At 73.1% G+C, this 23302-nt stretch carries 20 protein-coding genes and 1 pseudogene; 12 read left to right on the top strand and 9 right to left on the bottom strand.

Going from position 1 to position 23302, the window contains the following annotated elements; all coding sequences use genetic code 11:
* Nucleotides 1-195, top strand: a pseudogene (locus tag HF577_RS28265) (GuaB3 family IMP dehydrogenase-related protein); the annotation flags it as partial.
* A gap of 62 nt (nucleotides 196-257) precedes the next feature.
* Here HF577_RS28265 and HF577_RS28260 read toward each other — a convergent pair.
* The gene (locus HF577_RS28260) at nucleotides 258-1094 is read right to left on the bottom strand and encodes a DUF559 domain-containing protein (RefSeq protein WP_169399016.1); all 837 of its coding nucleotides are present in this window, start codon (nucleotides 1092-1094) and stop codon (nucleotides 258-260) included.
* A 206-nt stretch (nucleotides 1095-1300) separates the two neighbouring features.
* Here HF577_RS28260 and guaA point away from each other — a divergent pair, with 206 nt between their 5' ends.
* Together guaA and HF577_RS28250 are read left to right on the top strand one after the other, a co-directional pair.
* Nucleotides 1301-2851: a glutamine-hydrolyzing GMP synthase gene (guaA, locus tag HF577_RS28255; protein WP_169399015.1), complete on the top strand. Its 1551-nt coding sequence runs from the start codon at nucleotides 1301-1303 to the stop codon at nucleotides 2849-2851.
* A complete protein-coding gene (locus tag HF577_RS28250) occupies nucleotides 2842-3768 on the top strand; it encodes a methylenetetrahydrofolate reductase (protein WP_169399014.1) in 927 nt (308 codons plus the stop codon). The genes guaA and HF577_RS28250 overlap by 10 nt, the downstream gene beginning before the upstream one ends.
* 136 nt (nucleotides 3769-3904) lie before the next feature.
* Here HF577_RS28250 and HF577_RS28245 read toward each other — a convergent pair whose 3' ends face one another.
* Nucleotides 3905-4144, bottom strand: coding sequence for a hypothetical protein (locus HF577_RS28245; protein WP_169399013.1), 240 nt, complete (start codon nucleotides 4142-4144; stop codon nucleotides 3905-3907).
* The gene (locus tag HF577_RS28240; RefSeq protein ID WP_169399012.1) at nucleotides 4137-5378 is read right to left on the bottom strand and encodes a PspC domain-containing protein; all 1242 of its coding nucleotides are present in this window, start codon (nucleotides 5376-5378) and stop codon (nucleotides 4137-4139) included. Before HF577_RS28240 ends, HF577_RS28245 begins: the two co-directional genes overlap by 8 nt.
* 59 nt (nucleotides 5379-5437) lie before the next feature.
* Between HF577_RS28240 and HF577_RS28235 the strand changes: the two genes are divergently transcribed.
* Nucleotides 5438-6835: an ATP-binding protein gene (locus HF577_RS28235; RefSeq protein ID WP_169399011.1), complete on the top strand. Its 1398-nt coding sequence runs from the start codon at nucleotides 5438-5440 to the stop codon at nucleotides 6833-6835.
* Nucleotides 6832-7524: a response regulator gene (locus HF577_RS28230; RefSeq protein WP_169399010.1), complete on the top strand. Its 693-nt coding sequence runs from the start codon at nucleotides 6832-6834 to the stop codon at nucleotides 7522-7524. Before HF577_RS28235 ends, HF577_RS28230 begins: the two co-directional genes overlap by 4 nt.
* Before the next feature lie 23 nt (nucleotides 7525-7547).
* Here the strand turns inward: HF577_RS28230 and HF577_RS28225 are convergent, their stop codons facing one another.
* The 4 genes from HF577_RS28225 to HF577_RS28210 form a co-directional block, all read right to left on the bottom strand.
* Nucleotides 7548-8669, bottom strand: a complete 1122-nt coding sequence (locus HF577_RS28225) for a hypothetical protein (protein WP_169399009.1) — start codon at nucleotides 8667-8669, stop codon at nucleotides 7548-7550.
* 144 nt (nucleotides 8670-8813) lie between these two features.
* On the bottom strand, nucleotides 8814-9572 hold the full coding sequence (locus tag HF577_RS28220; RefSeq protein ID WP_312859424.1) for a PIG-L deacetylase family protein: 759 nt from the start codon (nucleotides 9570-9572) through the stop codon (nucleotides 8814-8816).
* A gap of 231 nt (nucleotides 9573-9803) precedes the next feature.
* On the bottom strand, nucleotides 9804-10124 hold the full coding sequence (locus tag HF577_RS28215) for a hypothetical protein (RefSeq protein WP_211174953.1): 321 nt from the start codon (nucleotides 10122-10124) through the stop codon (nucleotides 9804-9806).
* 69 nt (nucleotides 10125-10193) lie between these two features.
* The gene (locus HF577_RS28210) at nucleotides 10194-10505 is read right to left on the bottom strand and encodes a chorismate mutase (RefSeq protein WP_169399008.1); all 312 of its coding nucleotides are present in this window, start codon (nucleotides 10503-10505) and stop codon (nucleotides 10194-10196) included.
* A gap of 198 nt (nucleotides 10506-10703) precedes the next feature.
* Between HF577_RS28210 and pcrA the strand changes: the two genes are divergently transcribed.
* The gene (gene pcrA, locus HF577_RS28205; protein ID WP_169399007.1) at nucleotides 10704-13037 is read left to right on the top strand and encodes a DNA helicase PcrA; all 2334 of its coding nucleotides are present in this window, start codon (nucleotides 10704-10706) and stop codon (nucleotides 13035-13037) included.
* A gap of 39 nt (nucleotides 13038-13076) precedes the next feature.
* On the opposite strand, the gene HF577_RS28200 is transcribed toward pcrA, so the two are convergent.
* Together HF577_RS28200 and HF577_RS28195 are read right to left on the bottom strand one after the other, a co-directional pair.
* Nucleotides 13077-13919 (bottom strand): M23 family metallopeptidase, encoded by an 843-nt coding sequence (locus HF577_RS28200; protein ID WP_312859423.1) that lies wholly within the window; start codon nucleotides 13917-13919, stop codon nucleotides 13077-13079.
* A gap of 338 nt (nucleotides 13920-14257) precedes the next feature.
* Entirely contained in the window at nucleotides 14258-15217 is a 960-nt protein-coding gene (locus HF577_RS28195) for an esterase/lipase family protein (RefSeq protein WP_169399006.1), read from the bottom strand.
* A gap of 204 nt (nucleotides 15218-15421) precedes the next feature.
* On the opposite strand from HF577_RS28195, the gene sucC reads away from it, so the two are divergent.
* The 6 genes from sucC (at nucleotide 15422) to purH (ending at nucleotide 23295) form a co-directional block, all read left to right on the top strand.
* Nucleotides 15422-16591, top strand: coding sequence for an ADP-forming succinate--CoA ligase subunit beta (sucC, locus tag HF577_RS28190; protein ID WP_169399005.1), 1170 nt, complete (start codon nucleotides 15422-15424; stop codon nucleotides 16589-16591).
* Nucleotides 16592-16594: 3 nt separating this feature from the next.
* Nucleotides 16595-17482, top strand: coding sequence for a succinate--CoA ligase subunit alpha (sucD, locus tag HF577_RS28185; protein ID WP_169399004.1), 888 nt, complete (start codon nucleotides 16595-16597; stop codon nucleotides 17480-17482).
* Between the two features lie 175 nt (nucleotides 17483-17657).
* Entirely contained in the window at nucleotides 17658-18734 is a 1077-nt protein-coding gene (locus HF577_RS28180; RefSeq protein WP_169399003.1) for a DUF5336 domain-containing protein, read from the top strand.
* 124 nt (nucleotides 18735-18858) lie between these two features.
* Nucleotides 18859-20835: a cell division protein PerM gene (locus tag HF577_RS28175; RefSeq protein WP_169399002.1), complete on the top strand. Its 1977-nt coding sequence runs from the start codon at nucleotides 18859-18861 to the stop codon at nucleotides 20833-20835.
* Nucleotides 20836-21109: 274 nt separating this feature from the next.
* Complete coding sequence (gene purN, locus HF577_RS28170) at nucleotides 21110-21727, top strand: phosphoribosylglycinamide formyltransferase (protein ID WP_169399017.1); 618 nt, start codon at nucleotides 21110-21112, stop codon at nucleotides 21725-21727.
* Entirely contained in the window at nucleotides 21724-23295 is a 1572-nt protein-coding gene (gene purH / locus HF577_RS28165; RefSeq protein WP_169399001.1) for a bifunctional phosphoribosylaminoimidazolecarboxamide formyltransferase/IMP cyclohydrolase, read from the top strand. The genes purN and purH overlap by 4 nt, the downstream gene beginning before the upstream one ends.
* Nucleotides 23296-23302 lie beyond the last annotated feature (7 nt).

Below are 23302 nucleotides of genomic sequence, written 5' to 3'. Positions count from 1 at the left end.
CACCCCTCCCTCCCGCGCTCGGAGGTGACCGGCTTCGCGCCGGGCGAGCGGGACCTGAAGTCGGTGCTCTTCGGCCCGGCCGACAGCCCCTACGGCACCGTGAACCTGTTCGGCGCCCTGCGGCGGGCGATGGCGAAGACGGGCTACTCGGACCTCAAGGAGTTCCAGCGGGTCGGGCTGACGGTCCGCGGCTGACCAAGTGCCGTGAGCCGTACATCACGGCCGCGCGCAGGGCGCCGGCGTACGGCTCATGGCGCTCACACCGCCAGCAACTGTTCTCGGACGGCACGGACGACCCGCCACGGGCAGCGCAGCACGTCGTACGCCCGGAACCGCAGGACGCGCCGGCCCGCGGTGGAGAGCCACGCCTGCCGGTCGAGGTCGCGCAACGCCCTGTCCGGTGCACGATGCTCACCCCCGTCGTACTCGACGGCGAGCCGGACCGCGGGGTAGGCCATGTCGAGGCGGTAGGGGCCGACCACATGCTGCAGAACGGGCTCCGGAAGTCCGGCGTCGTGGATGGCCATCCGGATCCGCGTCTCCATGGGCGACTCGGCCAGCGGGTTCGCGAGCCTGGCCACGTCGTGCAGCTGCGCACCGCCGCGTGCTCCGGGGTGGCGGCGGCCGACGGAGATGAGCGCCTCGGGCGCGAAGCCGGATGCGTGCGCGAGCGCATCGACGGCGACGACCGCCTCCACGAGGGGTGAGTGGCGGGCCAGGTCGTACGCGGTACGAAGCGGGGAGGTGACGGGCACCCCGTCCACCCAGGTGATCTCGTCGGCCGGCAGCACGTCCTCTCGGACGCGCAGTCCAGGACGGCCGCGAACCCGGTGGCACACGACGATCTCGGCAGGGGCGTCCGCTGGTCCGCAGGTGGACTCGAGGAACTCTGCGGCGGAGTAGCCACCCAGGACACCTCGTCCGTCGACGAGAGCGAGCGCGGCCAGCGAGCGGATCGTCAGATCCAGCTCGATCCCGGCACACACGTACACGTCGGGGAAGACGCGGCGGAAGCGTGGGCCGCGCAGCATCTTCGGGGTCAGCAGCCCACATGCGACGGCGGCCGAGCCACGGAAGGGTCCGGTGAGTTCCATGCGCGGTTGGACGGCGTCACCGCGCCCACGGTTCCAGTGGTCCGCATGATCGGCCCGAGCCCTCCACCACCGCCCTCACCGGGGCGCTGGCGTTCGGCTCGCGAGGAGATCCCGGGTGAGCCGTCCACCACGGCCCTGTCGAGGGCGCTCCCGTGCGGGTCGCGGGGATCAGTGGGCCGCTGCGGGGGCCGACTATCGTGGTACGGGTGCAGCCGCCCACTGTCCTCGTCGTCGACTACGGGGCCCAGTACGCCCAGCTGATCGCCCGGAGGGTGCGGGAGGCGCAGGTGTACTCCGAGATCGTGCCGGGCGACACCCCCGTCGACGAGATCGTGGCGCGGAAACCTGCCGCGCTGATCCTCTCCGGTGGTCCGTCGAGCGTGTACGAGCCGGGCGCGCCGAGCGTCGACCCCGCCCTGTTCACCGCGGGGATCCCGGTGCTCGGCCTCTGTTACGGCTTCCAGGCGATGGCGCGGTCGCTGGGCGGGGAGGTGGCGCCGGACGGCACCCGCGAGTACGGGCGCACCGAGCTGACGGTCTGTGCCGCGCCCGGCGCACTGCACGACGGGCTGCCGGCCCGGCACCCGGTGTGGATGAGCCACGGCGACTCGGTGGTGCGCGCGCCGGAGGGTTTCGTGGTCACGGCGTCGTCCGAGCGGGCGAAGGTGGCGGCGTTCGAGGACACCGAGCGGCGCCTCGCGGGCGTCCAGTACCACCCGGAGGTCGGCCACTCGCCGTACGGGCGGGAGGTGCTGCGCCGGTTCCTGCACGAGATCGCCGGTATCGCTCCCGGCTGGACCACGTCGTCGATCATCAACGACTCGATCGACGCGGTGCGCGCCCAGGTGGGCGAGGGCAGGGCGATCTGCGGGCTGTCGGGCGGTGTCGACTCCGCGGTGGCGGCGGCGCTGGTGCAGCGGGCGATCGGCGACCGGCTCACGTGCGTGTTCGTCGACCACGGGCTGCTGCGGGCAGGTGAGCGGGAACAGGTGGAGCGCGACTTCGTCGCCGCCACGGGAGCGAAGCTGCACACCGTCGATGCGAACAAGCGGTTCCTCGACGCGCTCGCCGGGGTCATCGACCCGGAGGAGAAGCGCAAGGTCATCGGCCGGGAGTTCATCCGCGTCTTCGAGGCGGCCACGGCGGAGGTGGCGGCCGAGGAACATGTGGGCTTCCTCGTGCAGGGCACGCTCTACCCCGACGTCGTCGAGTCCGGTGGCGGCTCCGGCACGGCCACGATCAAGAGCCACCACAACGTCGGTGGGTTGCCGGACGACATCGAGTTCGCGCTGGTCGAGCCGCTGCGCGCGCTGTTCAAGGACGAGGTGCGCAGGGTGGGGGCCGAGCTGGGGCTGCCGGAGGCGATCGTGGAGCGCCAGCCGTTCCCCGGCCCCGGGCTGGGGATCCGGATCATCGGTGAGGTCACCCACGACCGGCTCGAGACGCTGCGGGCCGCCGACGCGATCGCGCGGGAGGAGCTCACCGCCGCCGGGCTGGACCGCACCATCTGGCAGTGCCCCGTGGTGCTGCTCGCCGACGTCCGCAGCGTCGGGGTGCAGGGCGACGGCCGCACCTACGGCCACCCGGTGGTCCTGCGGCCGGTTTCCAGCGAGGACGCCATGACCGCCGACTGGACGCGGCTGCCCTACGACGTGCTGGAACGGATCTCCACCCGGATCACCAACGAGGTCGCGGAGGTCAACCGCGTGGTTCTCGACGTCACCAGCAAGCCGCCGGGCACGATCGAGTGGGAGTAGCGGTCCCGGCGGAGCGGCCCGGCCGCCTCGCCGACGCCTTGCGTACCGGACGGTTCGCCGTCACCGCCGAGATCGGGCCGCCGCGCGGCGCCGACGTGGACGAGATCCGCGAGTCCGCCGCGCTGCTGCGCGACTGGGTGGACGCCGCGAACGTCACCGACAACCAGGGTGCCCAGGTCCGGGTGTCGAGCTTCGCCGGCAGCATCGTCGCGCTCGCCGAGGGCCTCGAGCCGGTCATGCAGATGACCTGCCGCGACCGCAACCGCATCGCCCTGCAGTCCGACCTGCTCTCGGCGGGCGCTCTCGGCGTCCCCAACCTCGTGCTGATGACCGGTGACCGGCCCGAGCGCGGTGACCACGCCGACGCCACCCCCGTGTTCGACCTGAGCTCCAGCGGCCTGATGAACGTGGCGCGCACGCTGCGGGACGAGGGCCGGCTGATGTCCGGCCGGGCCATCGACCCGGCTCCGCAGTACCTGCTCGGCGCGGTCGACACTGGTGCGGGTGTGCCCGACCGGCTCGAGCAGAAGGTGGCCGACGGGGCCGAGTTCGTGCAGACCCAGTTCGTGTTCGACGTCGACGACTTCGTCGTCTGGATGCAGAAGGTGCGCGACCTCGGGCTCGACGGCCGGTGCGGGATCCTGGCGGGCGTCGGGCCGATCCGGTCGCTGCGGGCCCTCGAGTTCATGGCCGGCATCCCCGGCGTCGTCATCCCGCCCTCGTTCGAGCGGAGGCTGCGCGGGGTGCCCGCCGACCGGGTCGCTGCGGAGGGCATGGCCGCGGCCGCGGAGACCGTCGCGGCGTTGCGGGAGGTCCCCGGTGTGGCCGGGGTGCACGTGATGTCCGTCGGCTACGAGCGGGGCGTGCCGGAGATACTCGAGGCCGCCGGGCTGGAGCCCACCCGCCGCCAGGCCTGATCGCTGCCCCGGGAACGCGACGAGGGCGGCACCAGGGTCGTCGAAACCCTGGTGCCGCCCTGCGCGGCCGCCGCTCCCCCGAGCGCGACCTCCGGTCCCGGCCACTCCCCGTCGCCGGTCCCGGTCGTCCTGCCGATCAGCCGGCGTTGCGTCCCCGGAGACTCCCGACCAGCAGCAGGAGCCCGATCACCGTGGCCCCGGCGGCGAGCAGCCACCGGGGGTCGAGCCCGGCGAGCGACGGCACCTCACCCACGAACGCCGCTGCCGACATTCCCAGCGCGAGCACCCCGACCAGAATCATCAGCAGGTCCGGGCCGCGGCGCCGGGCCGCGGGGGCAGCCGTTCCGGTCGGCTGCTCGTTCCACGTGTCAGCCACGGTGCACCTCCACGCTGCCTGCGCCCGTCTCGATCGTCACGACGAGCGGTCGTCCGGTGGGGACGCCGTCGGCGCCCAGGTCGTCGGTGACGGCGATGTGGGCACCCGGGCCGGACTCCGACCGGCCGTCGAACTCCACGTCGCCCACACCGGTGGTGCTGGTCAGGGTGAGGTCCGCGTTCTGAGGCACCCAGAGCTCGACGTCGCCGACGCCGAGCGTGATGGCGGAGCGCACCGGGCTCGCGTTGCCGCCCGGGGGCACCGACAGGTCGAGGTTGCGCAGGTCGAGCGCGATCTCACCGGCGGTGCGCTGGTAGCTGGGCTGCAGCGCCGCAACGGTGGTGGGGGCCGCACGCAGCTCGCCGACGCCGTTGCCCTGCCAGCGGTCCAGCGGCGCGGCCACCAGCGCCCAGGTCAGCGCACCGAGCACCAGGGCCACCGGGATCAGGCCGCGGCCGGAGCGGACGAACGCGCCCAGCACCAGCCCGGCGCCGATCACGGCGAGCGTCACGCCGAGGACCACCGGCAGGTTCGCCAGTGTGAGCGCCCCGGCCAGGAGCATGATCACGGCCGTGATGCCGCCTGCGAGCAACGCGAGACCGAGGGTCACCGAGGTGACGGGCAGCCGGCGCTGCGCAGGTGCAGGCGGTGGCCCGACCGGCGACGGCTCCGGGAGGTCCCACGCGAACGGGGCGGCACCCAGCGGGTCCCATGCCGGCGGGGTCGTGGCTACCGGAGGGGTCGCGGTGCCGGCGGTCTCCTTGGACAGGGACACGCCGCTCGGCGTGATCGTGGTGGGAGCTTCGGCCCCGGCCGAAGCCGCGGCGCCCGTTCCGCGGTGGCCCCGGCTGCGGTGCAGCAGGAACAGCAGGACCGCGACGGCCAGCGCGGGGAACAGGATGCCCCGGTCGTCGCCGCCGAAGATCGATCCGACGCTCACCAGGGCGGCGATCGCCAGGCCGATGACCAGGACCGTCCTGGGTGGCCGCGGCTGTGCCGGCGCGGTGGGGTCGGCAGGCTGCTCCGGGAGCAGGAACCAGCCGGCGATGTAGAGCGCGGCGCCGATCCCCGTGAAGGCCGCGACGACGAAACCGACGCGCACCAGCGTCGGGTCGATGTCGTAGCGGCGTGCGATCGCGGCCGCCACACCCGCTACCTGCCGGTCGTCGCGCGGTCGCGCAGGCCGGGTGTCCCACATCTCCCGCAGCGTGGTGTGCACGTCTGTCCGGTTCATTGTTCTTCTGCCTCCATGGGACAGAGCTTGCTCGGCGTCCGGGCTCGCGGGTATGGGGGATGGCCCGGAGTGATCCCGGAGGTTTCCCCGATGTCAGTCCTGTGCCCACATGTGACGATGAACGCGTGACAACGGTCCCCGAGGCGACGCCGCCGCCCGCGCCGCAGCCGAGCGCGCCTGCCGCCGGCACGCCGCCACTCGCCCGCAGGCGCAGCGGCCGGTTCCTCGCAGGGGTGGCCGGGGGCGTCGCGGACCACCTCGGCGTCAACGTCCTCTGGGTGCGCACGGCGTTCGTCCTGCTCACCGGGGTCAGCGGGGCGGGGGTGCTGGCCTACGGGCTGCTCTGGATCTTCCTGCAGCAGGAGCAGACCGACGTCGTCCGGCCGCTCCGGCGCGCCGAGCGCCAGCAGGCGATGGGTCTGGCCGCGCTCGGTATCGGCGCGGGCCTCGCCGCCGCGGCGGTGGGCAACACGGTCGTGGGCTGGGTCGTCGGGCCGCTCGGGGTGGCGGCCGTCGGCGCCGCCGTGGTGTGGCGCGAGGCCGACGAGACGCAGCGCCGCCGCTGGACGGCGGGCGCGCGCTCCGGGGTCACCGGCATCGCCGGGGGCGGGCGCACCGCGCTGCTGCGGGTGATCGCCGGAGCGGTGTTCGTCGCGAGCGGGATCGGTGTGTTCCTGATCGGCAACCTCGATCTCTCGCAGGTGCAGTTCGGGTTGCTGGCCGTCTTTGCGACGCTGCTCGGCGTGGGTGTGCTGACCGTTCCCTGGTGGGTGCGGTTGATGCGCGAGCTCGGCGAGGAGCGCCGTGAGCGCATCGTCGAGGCGGAACGCGCGGAGATCGCCGCCCATCTGCACGACTCGGTGCTGCAGACCCTCGCGCTCATCCAGCGCCAGTCCGACCAGCCGCGTGAGGTGCTGCGGCTGGCCCGGGGCCAGGAGCGCGAGCTGCGGCACTGGCTCTACGGCCCCACCGGCTACGGGCGGTCCGCGCGCGCGTCCGGTGAGCCCACCCTCGACTCCGGCCTCGCCGCCGCGATCACCGCGGCCGCGGCCGAGGTGGAGGACACCTACGCGATCAACGTCCGGCCGGTCGTGGTCGGCGACCGCCGGCTCGACGACGGCCTGCGGGCACTCGTGCTCGCCGCCCGCGAGGCGATGGTCAACGCCGCGAAGCACGCCAAGGTCGACGAGGTGAGCGCGTACGTGGAGGTCGAGCCCTCCGAGGTGCACGTGTTCGTCCGCGACCGGGGCGTCGGGTTCGACCCGGACGCGGTGCCGGACGACCGGCACGGTCTCGCCGACTCGGTGCACGGCAGGATGAGGCGGCACGGCGGTGCGGTGCGCCTGCGGAGCGCGCCGGGCGAAGGCACCGAGGTGCACCTGAGCATGCCGGTGGACGAACCGGCCGACACGGAACCCGGGCCGGAGGCCCGGGCCCAGGAGGAAGCGACGCCATGACCGACACCCCCGACGAGACTCCGGGTGCCCCGGTCCCCGCGCCGATCCGGGTCTTCCTGGTCGACGACCACGGCCTGTTCCGCTCGGGGGTACGCGCGGAGCTCGACCGCCACGTCCCCGACGTCACGGTGGTGGGCGAGGCGGGCTCCGTGGACGAGGCGGTTGCTGCGATCCGCCACCTGCGGCCCGACGTGGTGCTGCTCGACGTCCACATGCCCGACGGTGGGGGCGCGGAGGTGCTGCGCCAGCTGCGGCCGGAGCTGCCCGACGTGGTCTTCCTGGCGTTGAGCGTGTCGGACGCCGCGGAGGACGTCATCGCGGTGATCCGGGCGGGCGCGCGCGGGTACGTCACGAAGACGATCTCGGGCAGTGAGCTCGCCGACGCCGTGCGGCGGGTGCGGTCGGGCGACGCGGTGTTCTCACCGCGGCTGGCCGGCTTCGTGCTCGACGTGTTCTCCGAGCGGCCGGGTGCCGCCCCGCCCGGTGATCCCGAGCTCGACCTGCTCACCCGGCGGGAGCGGGACGTGCTGCGGCTGCTCGCGCGCGGCTACGCCTACAAGGAGATCGCCGGGGAGCTGTTCATCTCGGTGAAGACGGTGGAGACGCACGTGTCGAGCGTGCTGCGCAAGACGCAGCTGTCCAACCGGTACGAGCTGTCACGGTGGGCGTCGGACCGGCGGCTGGTGTAACCCGCCGGTCCGCTCCCGGGCGGTCAGCCGCCGAGCAGGCCCGCGGCGACCTTGCCGACGCCGCCGAGGAGGCCGCCAGAGCCTCCGCTGTCGCGGTCGCTGTCGTTCTTGCCACCGTCGTCGCTGCGGTCGTCGTCGTCGCTGCGGCTGTGGCGGCCGCTCTTCTCGTCGTCGCTCGACGACTCGTCGTCGGCCTGCTGGGGAGCGGAGGTCTTGGCGGTGCTGTTGGTGCTGAGCAGCGAGACGACCGGCCCGGTGACCGGGGAGAGCTTGTCGGTGACCGGCGCGGTGACCTTGTCGAGCGTGTCGCCGGTGTCCTTGACGGTGGTGCCGAGGCCCCCGACCGTCTTGCCGACGGTGCCCGGGAGGGCCCCTCCGACGTTCTCGACGGTGCCGCCTGCGGTGTTGCCGACCTTCGCGACGGCGGAGTCGCCTGCGGCGGTGGGCGGGGCGGGGGGAGCCGGGTTCTCGGTGGTCCGGGCAGCGGATGCGCCGGTTGCGGGGGCACTCGGAGCGGCGCTGGAGCCACCCGTGCTGCTCTGGGAGGCGCCGGGCACCGCGCTGCTCGGCGCGCCGTTGGCTGCCGCCAGCACCGTGGGCACGCCCGCGATCGCCGTGGGGAACGCGACGGGCACCCAGGACGTGGGTGCGCCCGCGCCCGCGTCGAGTGAGTCGGTGGCGGAGGACGGGTCGATCACGCTCGCGGTGGGCAGCACGGGCGCCGCGGAGCTCTTGTCGAGCCGGCCCTGACCCGCCCAGCCGTCGCCCTGGGCGCCCTGCGCCTCGGTGCCGGTGGGGGCGATCTCGGTGAGCGCGGCGGCGCCGAGCACCGACCCCACGGCCAGGAGCGCGCCGGCCGCCACTGCGCCGCGCTTGACGATCGCGGACTTCCCGGCGGGCTCCACGACGGCATGGACCGTGGTGGGCTCGTCGGTGCCCTCGAACTCCTGGTGGGCCCGGGGCTGCACGGGCCGGTCGAGGGCGTGCGGGGCGCGACCCTCACGACGCAGCAGGCTGCCGACGGAGACGCCGGTACCGGATTCGTTGACGTCGAGCTTGGTGGTCACCGGAGCGTTGCGGCTCAGCAGATCGGCGACCGTGACCACGCTGACCGGAGTCAGCCGCGAGCCGCCGCGAGAAACCATCTGAGCCACTGCAACGTCCTCCCTTTGAGTGAACGGACGACCGAATGTCTACCGGATGTGGTTCTGGTAAACCAAGAGTCATTCGTCCGCCCAGCGTTTTTCACCCAAATGGAGTATTTCCGTTCGTCGCGGTGCAGCTACCGCTCATCCAATGGTGATGACCTGGAAGGCCTCGGCCAGCCGATTTCCCGGGAAGTCGAACCGCTGCGCCCAGCGCCGGGTCATGCCCCGCAGCCGGCTCTCCAGGTCGTCCATGTGGGACGTCTGCGAGCGATGCTCCCGCAGTGCGGCGATCTTGCGGTCGAACGTGTCGGTCACGTCCACGGCATGGTCGATGCGTTCGTCCGGCGCTCCCATGACCCACAGCTCGCCGACCGTCCATGCCTCGAGTCCCTCGTCGGCGAGCAGTTCGGGATGGGCGAACGGGTTGCGCGCGTCGGGGTAGACCGCGGCGAGCGCCGCCTCTCCCGCCGCCCGGTGGTCGGGGTGGGACACGCCCAGTCGGGACCAGTAGATCTCCGGGGACTGCGTCAGGACGCGGTGCGGCCGGACCCTCCTGATCTCGCGGCTGATGTCGCGGCGCAGCTCGATGCTGGGGGTCAGCCTGCCGTCCGGGTACCGGAGGAAGCGGACGTCCCGCACCCCGACCGCGGCCGCGGCAGCCCGCTGCTCGGCCTCCCGCAGCGGGCCCATCGCGGCGCGCGGGGTGTTGTCGTAACCTCCGGCGTCACCGGACGTGCAGATGCAGTAGGTGACCTCGATACCGGCCGCCGTCCAGGCGGCGACCGTGCCGGCGGCCCCGAAGTCGACGTCGTCGGGATGGGCGGTGACGACGAGCGCGCGCTCGACGTCGGTCCGCACCCCGGCGCGAGGCCGGAGGGGTTCAGGGGGAGGCGTGGTCACCGGCGAACTCTAGTGCGGTGGCCACGAACGTTGCCGGGTTGATCGCCGGATCCAGGTGGTTCCTCGCAAGGCGCCGCCCGCAGCTCATACCGGGGTATTCGTCAGGGCGGCAACGCAGCGAGGGGCCGCATGGGCCCGCGAGGAACCCGGTGGACGTTTGTGGCCGCCGCACTAGTCACCGGACGAGCCGCCGCACTAGTCACCGGACGAGCGGGGGAGCGCGTCAGGCGATCAGGGCAGGCTGCGGAAACGCGACCGCGTGGAGTCGAGCGCCTGCTTCGCGTAGAGGCCGGCCCCGCCGCCGAGCAGCAGCCCCACCAGGTCGATCGGCACCGAGTCCGACGACGTCATCAGCAGGGCGAGGAGGGCGACTCCCGCGGTGCCGCCCGCGACCTTCCACCGGCTGTTGACGTAGTCGGTGGTGGTGCCCCCGGACAGCCCGCGCTTCTTGGCGGCGTTGTTGAGCATGGCGAGGTAGCCGACGTGTCCCAGTGCGGCGAGGAGCCCGACCAGAGCGACAACCGCTGCGACGATCCCGAACACGGTGCCCATGTCGTCAACAGTGCCACGAAACGCCACCGAGGGGGTGGATCCGACAGGGGGACTCGCACCCGGTGGAACTCAGCGACCGCCGAGCCTGCCGCGTCCCAGCCGCAGCAGCAGCATCCCGAGCTCGCGGCCCTCCGCACCCAGCTCGCGGAAGCGGGCGAGCACCGCCATCTCCCGGTTGTAGACGATCCGCGGGCCACCTGCGGCCATCCGGGCCCGGCCGATGCGCTGTGAGACATGCGTGCGCCGTTGCACCAGCCGGAGGATCTCGGCGTCGAGACGGTCGATCTCGACGCGCAGGTCCTGGATCTCGTCCTCGGCCGGGATGTCGTCGGCGGGCTCGTCGTCGGCGGGAGCGGTGTTGTCGCCGGTGGTCACGGTCATGATCTCCTCCAGGTCGGGAGCCCTGGCCCGTGACGCGAGAACGCCCCGGGTCCTGAGGACTCCGGGGCGTCGTGGGGGCTGGTCAGCAGGCCACGGGCACCGGTGTCCGGTACCCGTAGAAAAATCGCCTGCTCAGTCGCACGTTCCGAGTGTGCCACAGCAGGCCCCGTCAGAAGCCGCCGGTACTCTTCGAACACGATGAGCGCGCTGTTCGAACTACCCGCCCGCACCGTCCAGCCCCGCACCGCCCGCGGCGCGGCGTTGCTGGAGGGTCTCAACCCGCGCCAGCGCGAGGCGGTGGTCCACGAAGGGTCGCCGCTGCTGATCGTCGCGGGCGCGGGCTCGGGCAAGACCCGGGTGCTCACCCACCGCATCGCCTGGTTGCTCGCCGAGCGCGGGGCACACCCCGGCGAGATCATGTCGATCACGTTCACCAACAAGGCCGCCGCCGAGATGAAGGAGCGCGTCGACGCGCTGGTCGGGCGCCGCGCCAACGCGATGTGGGTGTCCACGTTCCACTCGATGTGCGTCCGGATCCTGCGCCGCGAGGCCCAGCACCTGGGTGTGCGCAGCGCGTTCTCCGTCTACGACGCCGACGACACCCGCAGGCTCGTCGGGCTGGTCGGGCGCGACCTGGAGCTCGACCCGAAGAAGTTCGCCGCCCGCGGGCTGGCCGCGCAGATCTCCAACCTCAAGAACGAGCTGCTCGCCCCGCAGGACGCCGCCGAGCGCGCCACCAACGAGTACGAGCGCAAGGTCGCCGAGGTCTACGCCGTCTACCAGGCCCGGCTGCGCACGGCCAACGCGTTCGACTTCGACGACCTCATCATGGAGACGGTCGCGCTGCTGCAGCGCCTGCCCGCCGTCGCGGAGTACTACCGCCGCCGCTTCCGCCACGTGCTCGTCGACGAGTACCAGGACACCAACCACGCGCAGTACGCGCTGGTACGCGAGCTGGTGGCGCCCGCGGCCGAGGGCGCGCCGCCCGCCGAGCTGTGCGTGGTGGGCGACTCCGACCAGTCGATCTACGCGTTCCGCGGCGCCAGCATCCGCAACATCATCGAGTTCGAGCAGGACTACCCGGACGCCCGCACGATCCTGTTGGAGCAGAACTACCGGTCCACCCAGCGCATCCTCACCGCCGCCAACGCCGTGATCGCGCGCAACCCGGACCGCCGCGACAAGCGGCTGTGGTCGGAGCAGGGTGACGGGCAGAAGGTCGTCGGCTACGTCGCCGACAACGAGCACGACGAGGCCGCGTTCGTCGCCCAGGAGATCGACCGGCTGGTCGACTCCGGCGAGGTGCGCAACTCCGACGTGGCCGTCTTCTACCGCACCAACTCCCAGTCCCGGGTGTTCGAGGACGTGTTCCTGCGGGTGGGGCTGCCGTACAAGGTCGTCGGCGGGGTGCGGTTCTACGAGCGCCGCGAGGTCCGCGACGCGCTGGCCTACCTGCGCGTGCTGTCCAACCCGGAGGACACGGTCAGCCTCCGGCGCATCCTCAACGTGCCCAAGCGGGGGATCGGCGACCGCGCCGAGGAGCTGGTGGCCACCTACGCCGACCGCGAGCGCATCTCGTTCGCCGCCGCCCTGCGCACCGCTGCCGAGCAGCCGGAACGGGTCCCGGGACTGGCCACCCGCTCGCAGCGCTGCATCGCGGCGTTCGTGCGCATCCTCGACGACCTCGCCGAGCTGGTGGAGCGCGGCGAGGAGACCTCCGAGCTGCTGGAGGCCGTCTACGCGAAGACGGGGTACACGGCCGAGCTGGAGGCCAGCGAGGATCCGCAGGACGGGTCGCGGCTGGAGAACCTCGCCGAGCTCGTCACCGTCGCCCGGGAGTTCGCGGGCGACGCCGCCGTGGCCGATCTCGACGACTCCGACGTGGCGGTCGGCGCGCCTCCGCCCGGCTCGCTCGCCGCGTTCCTCGAGCGGGTCGCCCTGGTGGCCGACGCCGACTCGATCCCGGACAACGACGAGGGCATGGTCACGCTGATGACCCTGCACACCGCCAAGGGCCTGGAGTTCCCCGTCGTGTTCCTCACCGGCTGGGAGGACGGGGTGTTCCCCCACATGCGCGCCATGGGCGACCCCGCCGAGCTCGCGGAGGAGCGGCGCCTGGCCTACGTCGGTATCACGCGGGCGCAGGAGCGGCTGTACCTGACCAGGGCGATGATCCGTTCGACGTTCGGGCAGCCCAACGCGAACCCGGCGTCCCGGTTCCTCGCCGAGGTCCCCGACGACCTGGTCGAGTGGCGCCGGTCCGAGCCGGAGCGGTCGGCGCCGGTGGGCAGTTTCGGGTTCGGTCGTCGTCCCGCCGCCACCGACCGGGGCAGCTGGAACGTGCCCCAGCGCTCGCTCGCCCCCACCATCAGCCTCGATGTCGGCGACCGCGTCAACCACGACAAGTACGGCCTCGGCACGGTGATCGCCTCCGACGGCGCCGGGGCGCGGGCCACCGTCACGATCGACTTCGGTAGCGCGGGCACCGTGCGGCTGATGCTCATCGGAGGGGTACCGCTGCAGAAGCTGTGAGCGCGGGCCCCGGGCGCCCGGCGCCCGGTGGCACCCGGTCTAGAAGTCGATGCCGCGCTTGCGCAGCCACGGGATCGGGTTGATCTTCGTGCCGCCGCTGTCCCAGATCTCGAAGTGCAGGTGGGGCCCGGTGGAGTAACCGCGGTTGCCCATCTCGGCGATCTCCTCGCCCGCCTTCACCTTCTCGCCGACGTGCACGAACATGCGGTTCACGTGGCCGTACACGCTCTGCGAGCCGTCGGTGTGGCGCAGCACCACCCAGAGGCCGAAGCCGCTGGCCGGTCCCGCCTCCTCGACCACGCCGTCGGTGAGCGCGTAGATCGGGGTGCCGATCGGGCCGGCGATGTCGATGCCGTTGTGGGAGACCCCCCAGCGGGAGCCGAAGACCGAGGTGAGGCGACCGAGTGTCGGGCGCACGAACGCGAAGTCGCCGTACAGGTGCGCCTCGGGGGCACCGTTGGCGAGCGCGGCCTCGATCATCGCCGCCTGGCGGGCCAGCTCGCGGCCCAGGTCCACGGCCTTCGCCAGGTTCTGCACGTCGACCTGCGAGGCGGGGTCCAGCTCGCCGAGTGCGAACGGGTCGGGCAGCAGCTGGTCGCCACCGATCGCGTCGACAGCGGGGCCGGCCGCGGGGGCGTGGGTGACGTCGGCGACGGGGACCAGTGCGCCGATGGCCTGCGGCGCGAGGTCTGCGCCACCGAGCAGCGGCGAGACGAGCGTCTGCCCGGCCGCCACCGCCGCGCCTGCGGCGACCGCGGCGACGGTGGCCCGGCCGCGCAGCGATGCGGTGGGCGGCGCCGGCAGGCGGTGCCCATGGGGGACCGCGACGACGCGCCCGGGCACCGGACGGCCGGGGTCGGCCGCAGTGACCCGGCTGCGCACCGGTGCGGCAGATCGCGCCGGAACCGGTGCGGCGGGTGGCGCCGGAAGGCGGTGCCCGCTCGGGACCGCGACGACACGCTGGGGCGTCGCGCGATCGGGGTTGTCCGCCTGGGCGCCGCTTGGGGAGCGGTGGCGCGCCAAGTCCTGCCCTTCTCGACGTCTAACCGGTGGTGTCCGCATCGGGTCCTGACCGCGCGGGCTGGGGAAACCCGCAGTGGCGATCGGGGTCGCCACCGCTGCTGTCGTGACCGGCCTGTGATCCGGACGGGCGAAACGTAGCGCCGGTGTGGTCAGCGGGCAAATCTGGCGCGGCGTGTCGCGGGTGAATCCCGCGGCGCTCAGGACGCCGGAGAGGCGGGGTGACCGAGTGTGTCGTCCGGGGCCGGTCGTTGGCGCTGACCTCGGATCAACGGGTGAGGCCGGTGGTCCGAACGGGCGAGTGCCGTGGCTACCCAGTGCACCGCTCGAGGATCGATCGGCATGGACAAGTGACCGACGTCACGTAGTTCGAGCTCCTCGACATCGAGGTCCGGATGTATCAGGCGGCCGTTGCGCTGGGGGATGACCATCTGGTCCATGCGGCTCCACACGACGAGGAACCGGGTGGCGCAGCGGGGTGCCGGCCTGCGGAGCTCCTCGATCAGGTCCGAGCCCGGCCGGAGCTGGCGCGCCAGCGGGGTCGGCAGCAGATGGGCCGTGAGGGTGCCGCCGTGCGGGCTGCCCAGCGTCACGAGCGTGTCGACGACCGCCGCGCCGCCCATGCGCTGCACGTAGTACCGGGCGATCATGCCGCCCAGCGAGTGCCCGACGATGTGCACCTTCTCGGCGCCGGTGCGCTCCCGCAGTTGCTCCACGTGGCTCCCGAGTTGGTGGGCCGCGGTGCGGATGTCGCCGGTGAAGAGGCTGTAGTTCACCGCGTGCACGGCGCCGAAGCCGCGCCTGCGCAGGGACCTGCGGAACACGGTGAACACCGACCGGTTGTCCATGATCCCGTGCACCAGCAGGATCGGGGTCCCGGCGGCTTCCAGGTCGGTGACGAGGAGGCTGCGCCGCACCGGCGGGAGCGAGTCGGTCCGGTAGCCGCCGGAGTCGGCGAGCTGCTCGCGCAGGAGACCTGCCGGGTACACCACCAGGTGGGCGGCCAGCCACGCCCACTCGACGGCGAGGCCGCGGACTCCCGCCGGGGCGCCGAAGGTGCGTGCGGCATACGCGCCCGCTCGACCGATTTCGATCGCGGTCGTCTGCGCCGCCGCGGCCACCGTGGCCAGGCGGCCCAGTCCCGCCCGGACGAGCGCCATGGGTCGACGGTAGGTGACAGATGCAGATGGCGCCGGTTCCGGATCGTCATGAACGGCGCCGAACCGGACGCCTGGTGGCGTGACTGCGGTCACCGGGGCAGCTCAGGGCCGGTACGCGGGGCGTCGCTAGTGTCGCGTCGGCAGGTGATGGCGCGGGCTCCAGGCCCGCAGCGGCACGGCGCAGTGGGGATTTAGGGAGAGCCAGTGGACCTGTACGAGTACCAGGCGAAGGACCTCTTCGCCGCCCACGGAGTCCCGGTGCTGCCGGGCCGGACGGCGGAGACGGCGGACGAGGCGGCTGCGGTCGCGGCCGAGCTCGGCACCGCCGTGGTGGTCAAGGCGCAGGTGAAGACCGGCGGCCGGGGGAAGGCGGGCGGCGTCAAGCTCGCGAAGACTCCGGAGGAGACGAAGGAGAGGGCCGAGGCGATCCTCGGCATGGACATCAAGGGCCACACGGTGCACCGCGTGCTGATCGCCGCGGCCAGCGAGATCGCGGAGGAGTACTACTTCTCCTTCCTTCTGGACCGGTCCAACCGCACGTTCCTCGCCATGTGCTCGGCCGAGGGCGGCATGGAGATCGAGCAGCTCGCCGTCGAGCGTCCGGATGCGCTGGCGCGCGTGCCGGTGGACGCGATCGCGGGTGTCGACAAGGCCAAGGCGGCCGAGATCGTGGCGCAGGGCAAGATCCCGGCGGCGGTCGCCGACGAGGCGGCCGACGTGATCGTGAAGCTGTGGGAGACCTTCGTCTCCGAGGACGCCACCCTCGTTGAGGTCAACCCCCTCGTGCGCGACCCGCAGGACAAGGTCATCGCGCTGGACGGCAAGGTCACCCTCGACGAGAACGCCGGCTTCCGGCACCCCGGCCACGCCGACCTGGTCGACCAGCGCACCGAGGACCCGCTCGAGGCGAAGGCGAAGGCGAAGGACCTCAACTACGTCAAGCTCGACGGCGAGGTCGGCATCATCGGCAACGGCGCGGGCCTGGTCATGTCGACCCTCGACGTGGTCGCGTACGCGGGTGAGAAGCACGGCGGCGTGAAGCCGGCCAACTTCCTCGACATCGGTGGCGGCGCCTCGGCCGAGGTCATGGCGGCCGGCCTGGACGTCATCCTGGGCGACCCCGCGGTGAAGAGCGTGTTCGTCAACGTCTTCGGCGGGATCACCGCGTGCGACGCGGTGGCCAACGGCATCGTGGAGGCGCTGAAGATCCTCGGTGACGCCGCGACGAAGCCGCTGGTCGTGCGGCTGGACGGCAACAACGTGCTCGAGGGCCGCCGGATCCTCGACGAGGCGAACCACCCGCTGGTCACCCAGGTGGACACGATGGACAACGCGGCCGACCGGGCCGCCGAGCTTGCGGCTGCGGGGGTCTGAGTCATGGCGATTTTCCTGAACGAGAACAGCCGGGTGATCGTGCAAGGCATCACCGGCGGTGAGGGCACCAAGCACACCGCGAAGATGCTCGCGGCAGGCACCAACATCGTGGGTGGGGTGAACGCCCGCAAGGCCGGCACCACCGTGTCGATCGGGGGCAAGGACCTCACCGTCTTCGGCACCGTCGAGGAGGCGATGAAGGAGACCGGCGCCGACGTCAGCGTCGTGTTCGTGCCGCCGAAGTTCGCCAAGGACGCCGTGATCGAGGCGATCGACGCGGAGATCCCCCTCGCCGTGGTGATCACCGAGGGCATCCCGGTGCACGACTCCGCCTACTTCTGGGCGCACGCTGTGGCGAAGGGGAACCGGACCAGGATCATCGGTCCGAACTGCCCGGGAATCATCAGCCCCGGCAAGTCGAATGCGGGCATCATCCCGGCCGATATCGCCGGCGCCGGTCCGATCGGGCTCGTGTCGAAGTCGGGCACGCTGACCTACCAGATGATGTACGAACTGCGCGAGATCGGGTTCTCCACCGCTATCGGAATCGGTGGTGACCCGGTCATCGGCACCACCCACATCGACGCACTGGCCGCGTTCGAGGCCGACCCCGACACCACCGCGATCGTGATGATCGGCGAGATCGGCGGCGACGCCGAGGAACGCGCCGCGGAGTTCATCAAGGCCAACGTCACCAAGCCCGTCGTCGGCTACGTCGCCGGGTTCACCGCCCCCGAGGGCAAGACCATGGGCCACGCCGGAGCCATCGTCTCCGGCTCCGCCGGCACCGCCCAGGCCAAGAAGGAAGCCCTCGAGGCCGCCGGGGTCAAGGTCGGCAAGACCCCCAGCGAGACCGCCGACCTGATGCGCGAGCTCATCACCGCCGGCTAGTAGGGCGCCACGCCTTCCCGGGGAAGCCACGTTCCGCCCTCACCGGGCCGGGGCGCGGCTTCCCCGACTGCGGAGGGAACCCGGTTCTCCCGGGCACACACCCACCGCCGCTATGGGTTAGCGTTCTGAGACCGCCTGCAACGGACCGCGGAGTCCGCACCGAGGGAGTTCGTTAATGAGTCAGCAGCCCGGGACACCAGGGGCGACACCGGCCCACGGCGCCTCGTCGCCGTCGGGGTCGTCCACGCCACCGGTCACGGGGTCGTCCCCGACGGAGGCCTCGGCGTCAGGCGCCGAGCAGCCCAACCGGACGGGTGCTGCCGACGCGCCCCTCGCCCCCGGCCCGGCGCGGCTGCTGACGCTCGTCGCGGCCGGTCTGGCCCTGGTGATCTACCTCTTGGGCTTCTTCGACAACCTGGGCGGCTTCGCCTCGTCGATCGTCGCGCCGCTGCTGGTGGGCGGTGGGCTCCTGGCCGGTGCGGCGCTGCTGCCGAAGGCCGGACGCGTGCTGGTGCCCGCCGCTGTCGTGGTCACCACCGGCACCTTGCTGCTCCTCCAGCTGGTCACCCTCGGCGTGCCGTCCACCACCGTGGTGGTCGCCCTGGTGCTCGCGTTCCTGGAGGCCGTGGCCGTCATCGGTGCGGTGCTGCTCGACGCCGGGCTCGTCAAGGCGCCGGCGCCCCGCTCGCGGCCCGCGCAGGGCCACCCGCAGCAGGGCTACGGAGGCCAGTACCCGCCGCAGGGCTACCCCCAGCAGCAGGGTGGGTACCAGCAGTACGGACCGGGCCAGGGCGGTTACGGGCAGCAGGGTTACGGCGGCCAGCCCGGCTACGGCCAGCAGGCGCCCTACGGGGCCCAGCAGCCCGGGTACGGCCAGCAGGGTTATGGCGGCCAGCCCGCTTACGGCCAGCCCCCTGCCCAGGGCGGTTGGGGTCAGCAGGGCGCTCCCGGCCAGCCCGACCCCGGTGCCCGTCCCGCAGCGGCTCCCAACTGGTACGGCGGCGCCCCGGCCGACGCCACCGCCGACACCCCGTCCCCCGGCACCCCGCTCGCGTCCGGCGCCCCCGGGGCTTCCGACGTCACGGCGGCGTACCCACAGGGTGAGGCCGCCCCGGCCCAGCCCGGCTGGCAGGAGTCGGTCGAGGGCCGTCACGAGCAGCGCGACACCCCCCAGAACCCGGACGAGGGTCGCGGTGGTGGCGGCGGCGAGCAGACCAGGTTCATCCAGCCCGGCGACCGGTCGCAGAACTGACGGCACCCGGCCACGGCGGTCGCACTGCGTCACCGCGGCCGGGCTTTCGGCCGCATCGCCTGTCGCACGACAGCGCCCGGCGTGCCTGACCCGTCGTGGGGCTCCGCGCTGAGACCCTGAGGCCGTGACCCGCACTCTCGCCGGCCCCGACACCGACCCCGATCCGGACGGCTCCGACGACCCGTCGGACACGGGCGCCGTCGTGGGCCTGGACCGCCTGCGACTGCTGCTGGCCGGTGCCATGGGCACGGTCATCGTCAGCTATGCGCTGCTCGTGCCCGCTGCGGTCCTCGTCATCGCGACCGGGGGCGGCGGCATCTCGATCGACGGTGCGTTCGCCGCCGCGATCCCGCTGTGGCTGGCCGCGCACCAGATCCCGCTCGCGTTGGGTGGCCAGCCGCTGAGCGTGCTGCCGCTGCTGCCGACGATCGCGGTCGCCGGAGTCGTCGTTCTCGGTTCCGGATGGGCGGTGCGCAGGCTCGAGTGCCGGGCCCGCGCCGAGGCCGGAGCGGTGGTGGCCAGCATCGCGGGTGCCCACGCCTCCGTCGCCGTGCTGGGCAGCGCGCTGCTGCCACGGGCGGCGGAGGTGGTCGTGACCCCGTGGTCCGCGATGGTCGGCGGCGGCCTCGTCGCGGGAGTGGCTGCGACGGTCGGCGTGCTGAGGGCCTGTGGATGGCCCTCGGGATGGCTCGGACGCTTCCCCGGCTGGTTCCGCCCCACCCTGCGCGCCACCGCGATGGCGGTCACCGGGCTCGTGCTCGTCGGGTCCGTGGTCCTGCTGGTGGGCCTGGCACTGGGGGTGGCGGACGTCGCGGCGGCCTACGAGGAGCTCGCCCCCGACTTCGGGGCCGGCCTCGGCGTCACGCTGCTCGCGCTCGCGTATCTCCCCAACGCGGTCATCGCCTCGTTGAGCTGGGCACTCGGCCCCGGTATCGCGGTCGGTACGGGCGTGGCCACCCCGCTTGCCGCCTCCGCGGGGGAGCGTTCGAGCTTCCCGCTCCTGGCTGCGCTGCCGACGTCCGCGCCCCCGGTGTGGGCTGCTGTGGTGTTCTTGTTGCCCATTGCCGTCGGGGTGCTGGCCGGGCGTGCCTGCCTGGCCGCCACCGGTGCCGCGGCGCGGCTGCGCGCGGTCGCCGCAACCGGGGTCCTCACGGCCGTCGCCGTCGGGCTGCTCGCGTGGCTGGCCGGGGGACGGCTGGGATCCGGGCCGTTCGACCCGGTACGGCTGTCCGGGCTGGTGGTGCCCGCCGTTCTGCTGTGGGTCGGCGTGCCGATGGTGGTCGTGGTGTTCGTCCGGCTCCGCCGGGAAGAGGATGCCGGGGCGGCCGAGGCCGAAGCCGCGGTACCGGCTCGCACCGTGGCCGAGGGCACTGCGCCCGTCCACGGGGAGGACGACGCGTCCGCGGACGAGGCGAGCGGCGACATCCCGACGGCCGATCCCGATGCCGGTGACCAGGACCGGGCCGAACAGCGCAGCGAGGACCGGCCGGACGAGGACCCGGCGACGCCGGCACCGACCACCGAGGCGTCGGACCAGGGAGCGGCCGAGTCACCGGCGGACGATGAAGCGGCGAGCGACGGGGACCGGCCCGACGGCGAGGACCACCGGCGCTCCGGCGGCCGGAGCGCCGACGCCCGACCGGCCACGTCTCCTGACGAGCACCCCGGCACCGGGCGGGCCCTGCCCCAGCGGGTGGGCCCGCGCCGCGTGCCGCCCCAGCGCACCGCCCCCCGCCGGGCAACCCCGAAGCGGACCGAGCGCGACCGGGGGCGGGAGCTGTCCGACCAGCCACCGGCGGGAGCCGGGCAGGCCGCCCGCGAGGCTGCCGAGCGGGCCGAGAAGAAGCGCTGGTGGGGCAAGCGGGAACGCACGGAACCGGCGGCTCGCGCCCAGGCCGCCACGCCCGACGGCACCGTTCGCGGCCGGGTGGTCCCGGAGCAGCGGGGCCCACGCACCGTCGGCGAGCTGGTGGCCCAGCGCGAGCGGGAGGCGGCCCGGCGGGCGGCGGCGGAAGGGGACGGCGCGGGGCCCGAGGCCGGACGGACCGGTTCGCAGCGCCGACCCCGGGACACCGGGACGCGTCGATCCGAGGAACGCTGAGAGGTCGGGCGACGCGAGCACCGCGATGATCGCCCCCACATCCGGCTCTTCGCCCTCCGAAGGGCCGGAACCCGGCTCTCGCGGCGATCACGCAACGCCGGCTGCCGGAACGAGGGGCCCGCGCGCGGCGGACCCTCGCGTGTTCCCCGCGGCGGGGTGGCGGCGGAGGTGGGCGCCGGGGGCGGTGTGACCTGCGCCGCGGCCTACGCTGGTGGGGTCATCCGCCGAGCCGAGGAGTCCCCGCTTGCCCGCGTCGCCGAGTCGTTCCTACCGGGTGGATCTCCCTGTTCCAGCCAGGCTGGTCGTCCTGGTCTCCGGTTCCGGCACGCTGCTGCAGGCGCTGCTCGACGCCACGGCCGGGGCCGACTACCCGGCCCGCGTCGTCGCCGTGGGAGCCGACCGCGGCGACATCGAGGGACTGGCTCGCGCCGAGCGCGCCGGCATCCCCACCTTCGTGGAGCGGGTGACCGACCACCCCGACCGCACCGCATGGGACGACGCGTTCACCAAGGCGGTGGCCGAGCACCGTCCCGATCTCGTGGTCAGCGCGGGGTTCATGAAGATCCTCGGACCGGGTTTCCTGAGCGGCGTCGGAAGCCCGATGATCAACACTCATCCTGCGCTGCTGCCTGCCTTCCCCGGGATCCGGGGAGTCGCCGACGCGCTCGCGTACGGCGTCAAGGTCACCGGGGCCACCCTGCACCTCGTCGACCACGGCGTGGACACGGGCCCGGTGCTGGCCCAGAGCGCGGTGCCCGTCGAACCGGGCGACAGCGTCGAGTCGCTGCACGAACGCATCAAGATCGAGGAGCGGCGGTTGCTCGTGGGCACCGTCGCCGCGCTGGCCCGGCAGGGAGCCACCGTGACCGGACGAGAGGTGACCATCCCGTGAGCTCCGCCGAGACCCCGGCGCGCCGTCCCGTACGACGCGCACTGATCAGCGTCTACGACAAGACGGGGCTGACGGACCTGGCCACCGGCCTGCACGGCCTCGGTGTCGAGATCGTGTCCACCGGCTCCACCGCGCAGCGCATCGCCGAGGCCGGCGTGCCCGTCACACCCGTCGAGGAGCTCACCGGCTTCCCCGAGTGCCTCGACGGCCGCGTCAAGACGCTGCACCCGCGCGTGCACGCCGGGCTGCTCGCCGACACGCGGCGTCCGGAGCACGTCGAGCAGCTGCGGGAGCTCGGGATCGCCCCGTTCGACCTGCTGGTGTCCAACCTCTACCCGTTCACCGAGACGGTCGCCTCCGGCGCCTCGCCCGCCGAGTGCGTGGAGCAGATCGACATCGGGGGCCCGGCGATGGTCCGCGCGTCGGCGAAGAACCACGACAGCATGGCCGTCGTCGTCGAGCCGGCCCGCTACGACTGGGTGCTCGAGCAGGTGAAGAACGGCGGGTTCGAGCTCGCCGACCGCCGGCTGCTCGCCGTGGCAGCGTTCCGGCACACCGCCACCTACGACATCGCCGTGGCGTCCTGGATGGGTAACGTGCTCGCCCCCGACCCCGACGGCGAGACCTTCCCGTCGTGGGTGGGCGCCTCGTGGGAGCGTGCCACGACCCTGCGTTACGGCGAGAACCCGCACCAGGCGGCCGCGCTGTACGTCTCGGGGCAGCCCGGCCTCGCCGAAGCCGAGCAGCTGCACGGCAAGGAGATGTCCTACAACAACTACACCGATGCCGACGCCGCCTGGCGCGCGGCACACGACCACGACGCCCCGTGCGTCGCGATCATCAAGCACGCCAACCCGTGCGGTATCGCCGTCGGCACCGACATCGCCGACGCGCACCGCAAGGCCCACGCCACCGACCCGGTCAGCGCCTACGGCGGCGTGATCGCGGTCAACCGCGAGGTGAGCGTGGAGATGGCCGAGCAGGTCGCCGAGGTGTTCACCGAGGTCGTGCTGGCGCCGTCCTACGCCGACGGCGCGCTCGAGGTGCTCACCCGCAAGAAGAACATCCGCGTGCTGCGGATGCCGTCGGAGGTGCAGCGAACCGGAGCCGAGATGCGTGCGATCTCCGGTGGGCTGCTCCTGCAGCAGCGCGACACCATCGACGCCCCGGGCGACGACCCCACCTCCTGGCAGCTGGCCACCGGCGACCCCGTGCCCGCCGACGTGCTGGCCGACCTGGCGTTCGCCTGGCGCACCTGCCGCGCGGTGAAGTCCAACGCGATCCTCCTGGCCTCGGGCGGCGCCGCCGTCGGGGTCGGGATGGGCCAGGTCAACCGGGTCGACGCGGCCCGGCTCGCGGTCGCCAGGGCCGGTGACCGGGCCCGCGGCTCCGTGGCGGCGTCTGACGCGTTCTTCCCGTTCCCCGACGGGTTGGAGGTGCTGCTCGACGCCGGCGTCCGCGCGGTCGTGCAGCCGGGTGGCTCGGTGCGCGACGACGTGGTGACCGCCGCTGCTGCCGCCGCGGGCGTCCCCCTGTACCTGACGGGCACCCGCCACTTCGCCCACTGACCCACCC

The sequence above is a fragment of the Pseudonocardia xinjiangensis genome (genome assembly GCF_012911925.1).
GTDB classification, from domain to species: Bacteria; Actinomycetota; Actinomycetes; order Mycobacteriales; family Pseudonocardiaceae; genus Pseudonocardia; species Pseudonocardia xinjiangensis.
Note: the sequence above shows the minus strand (reverse complement) of the source record. Positions and strands in the feature narration are given on the sequence as shown.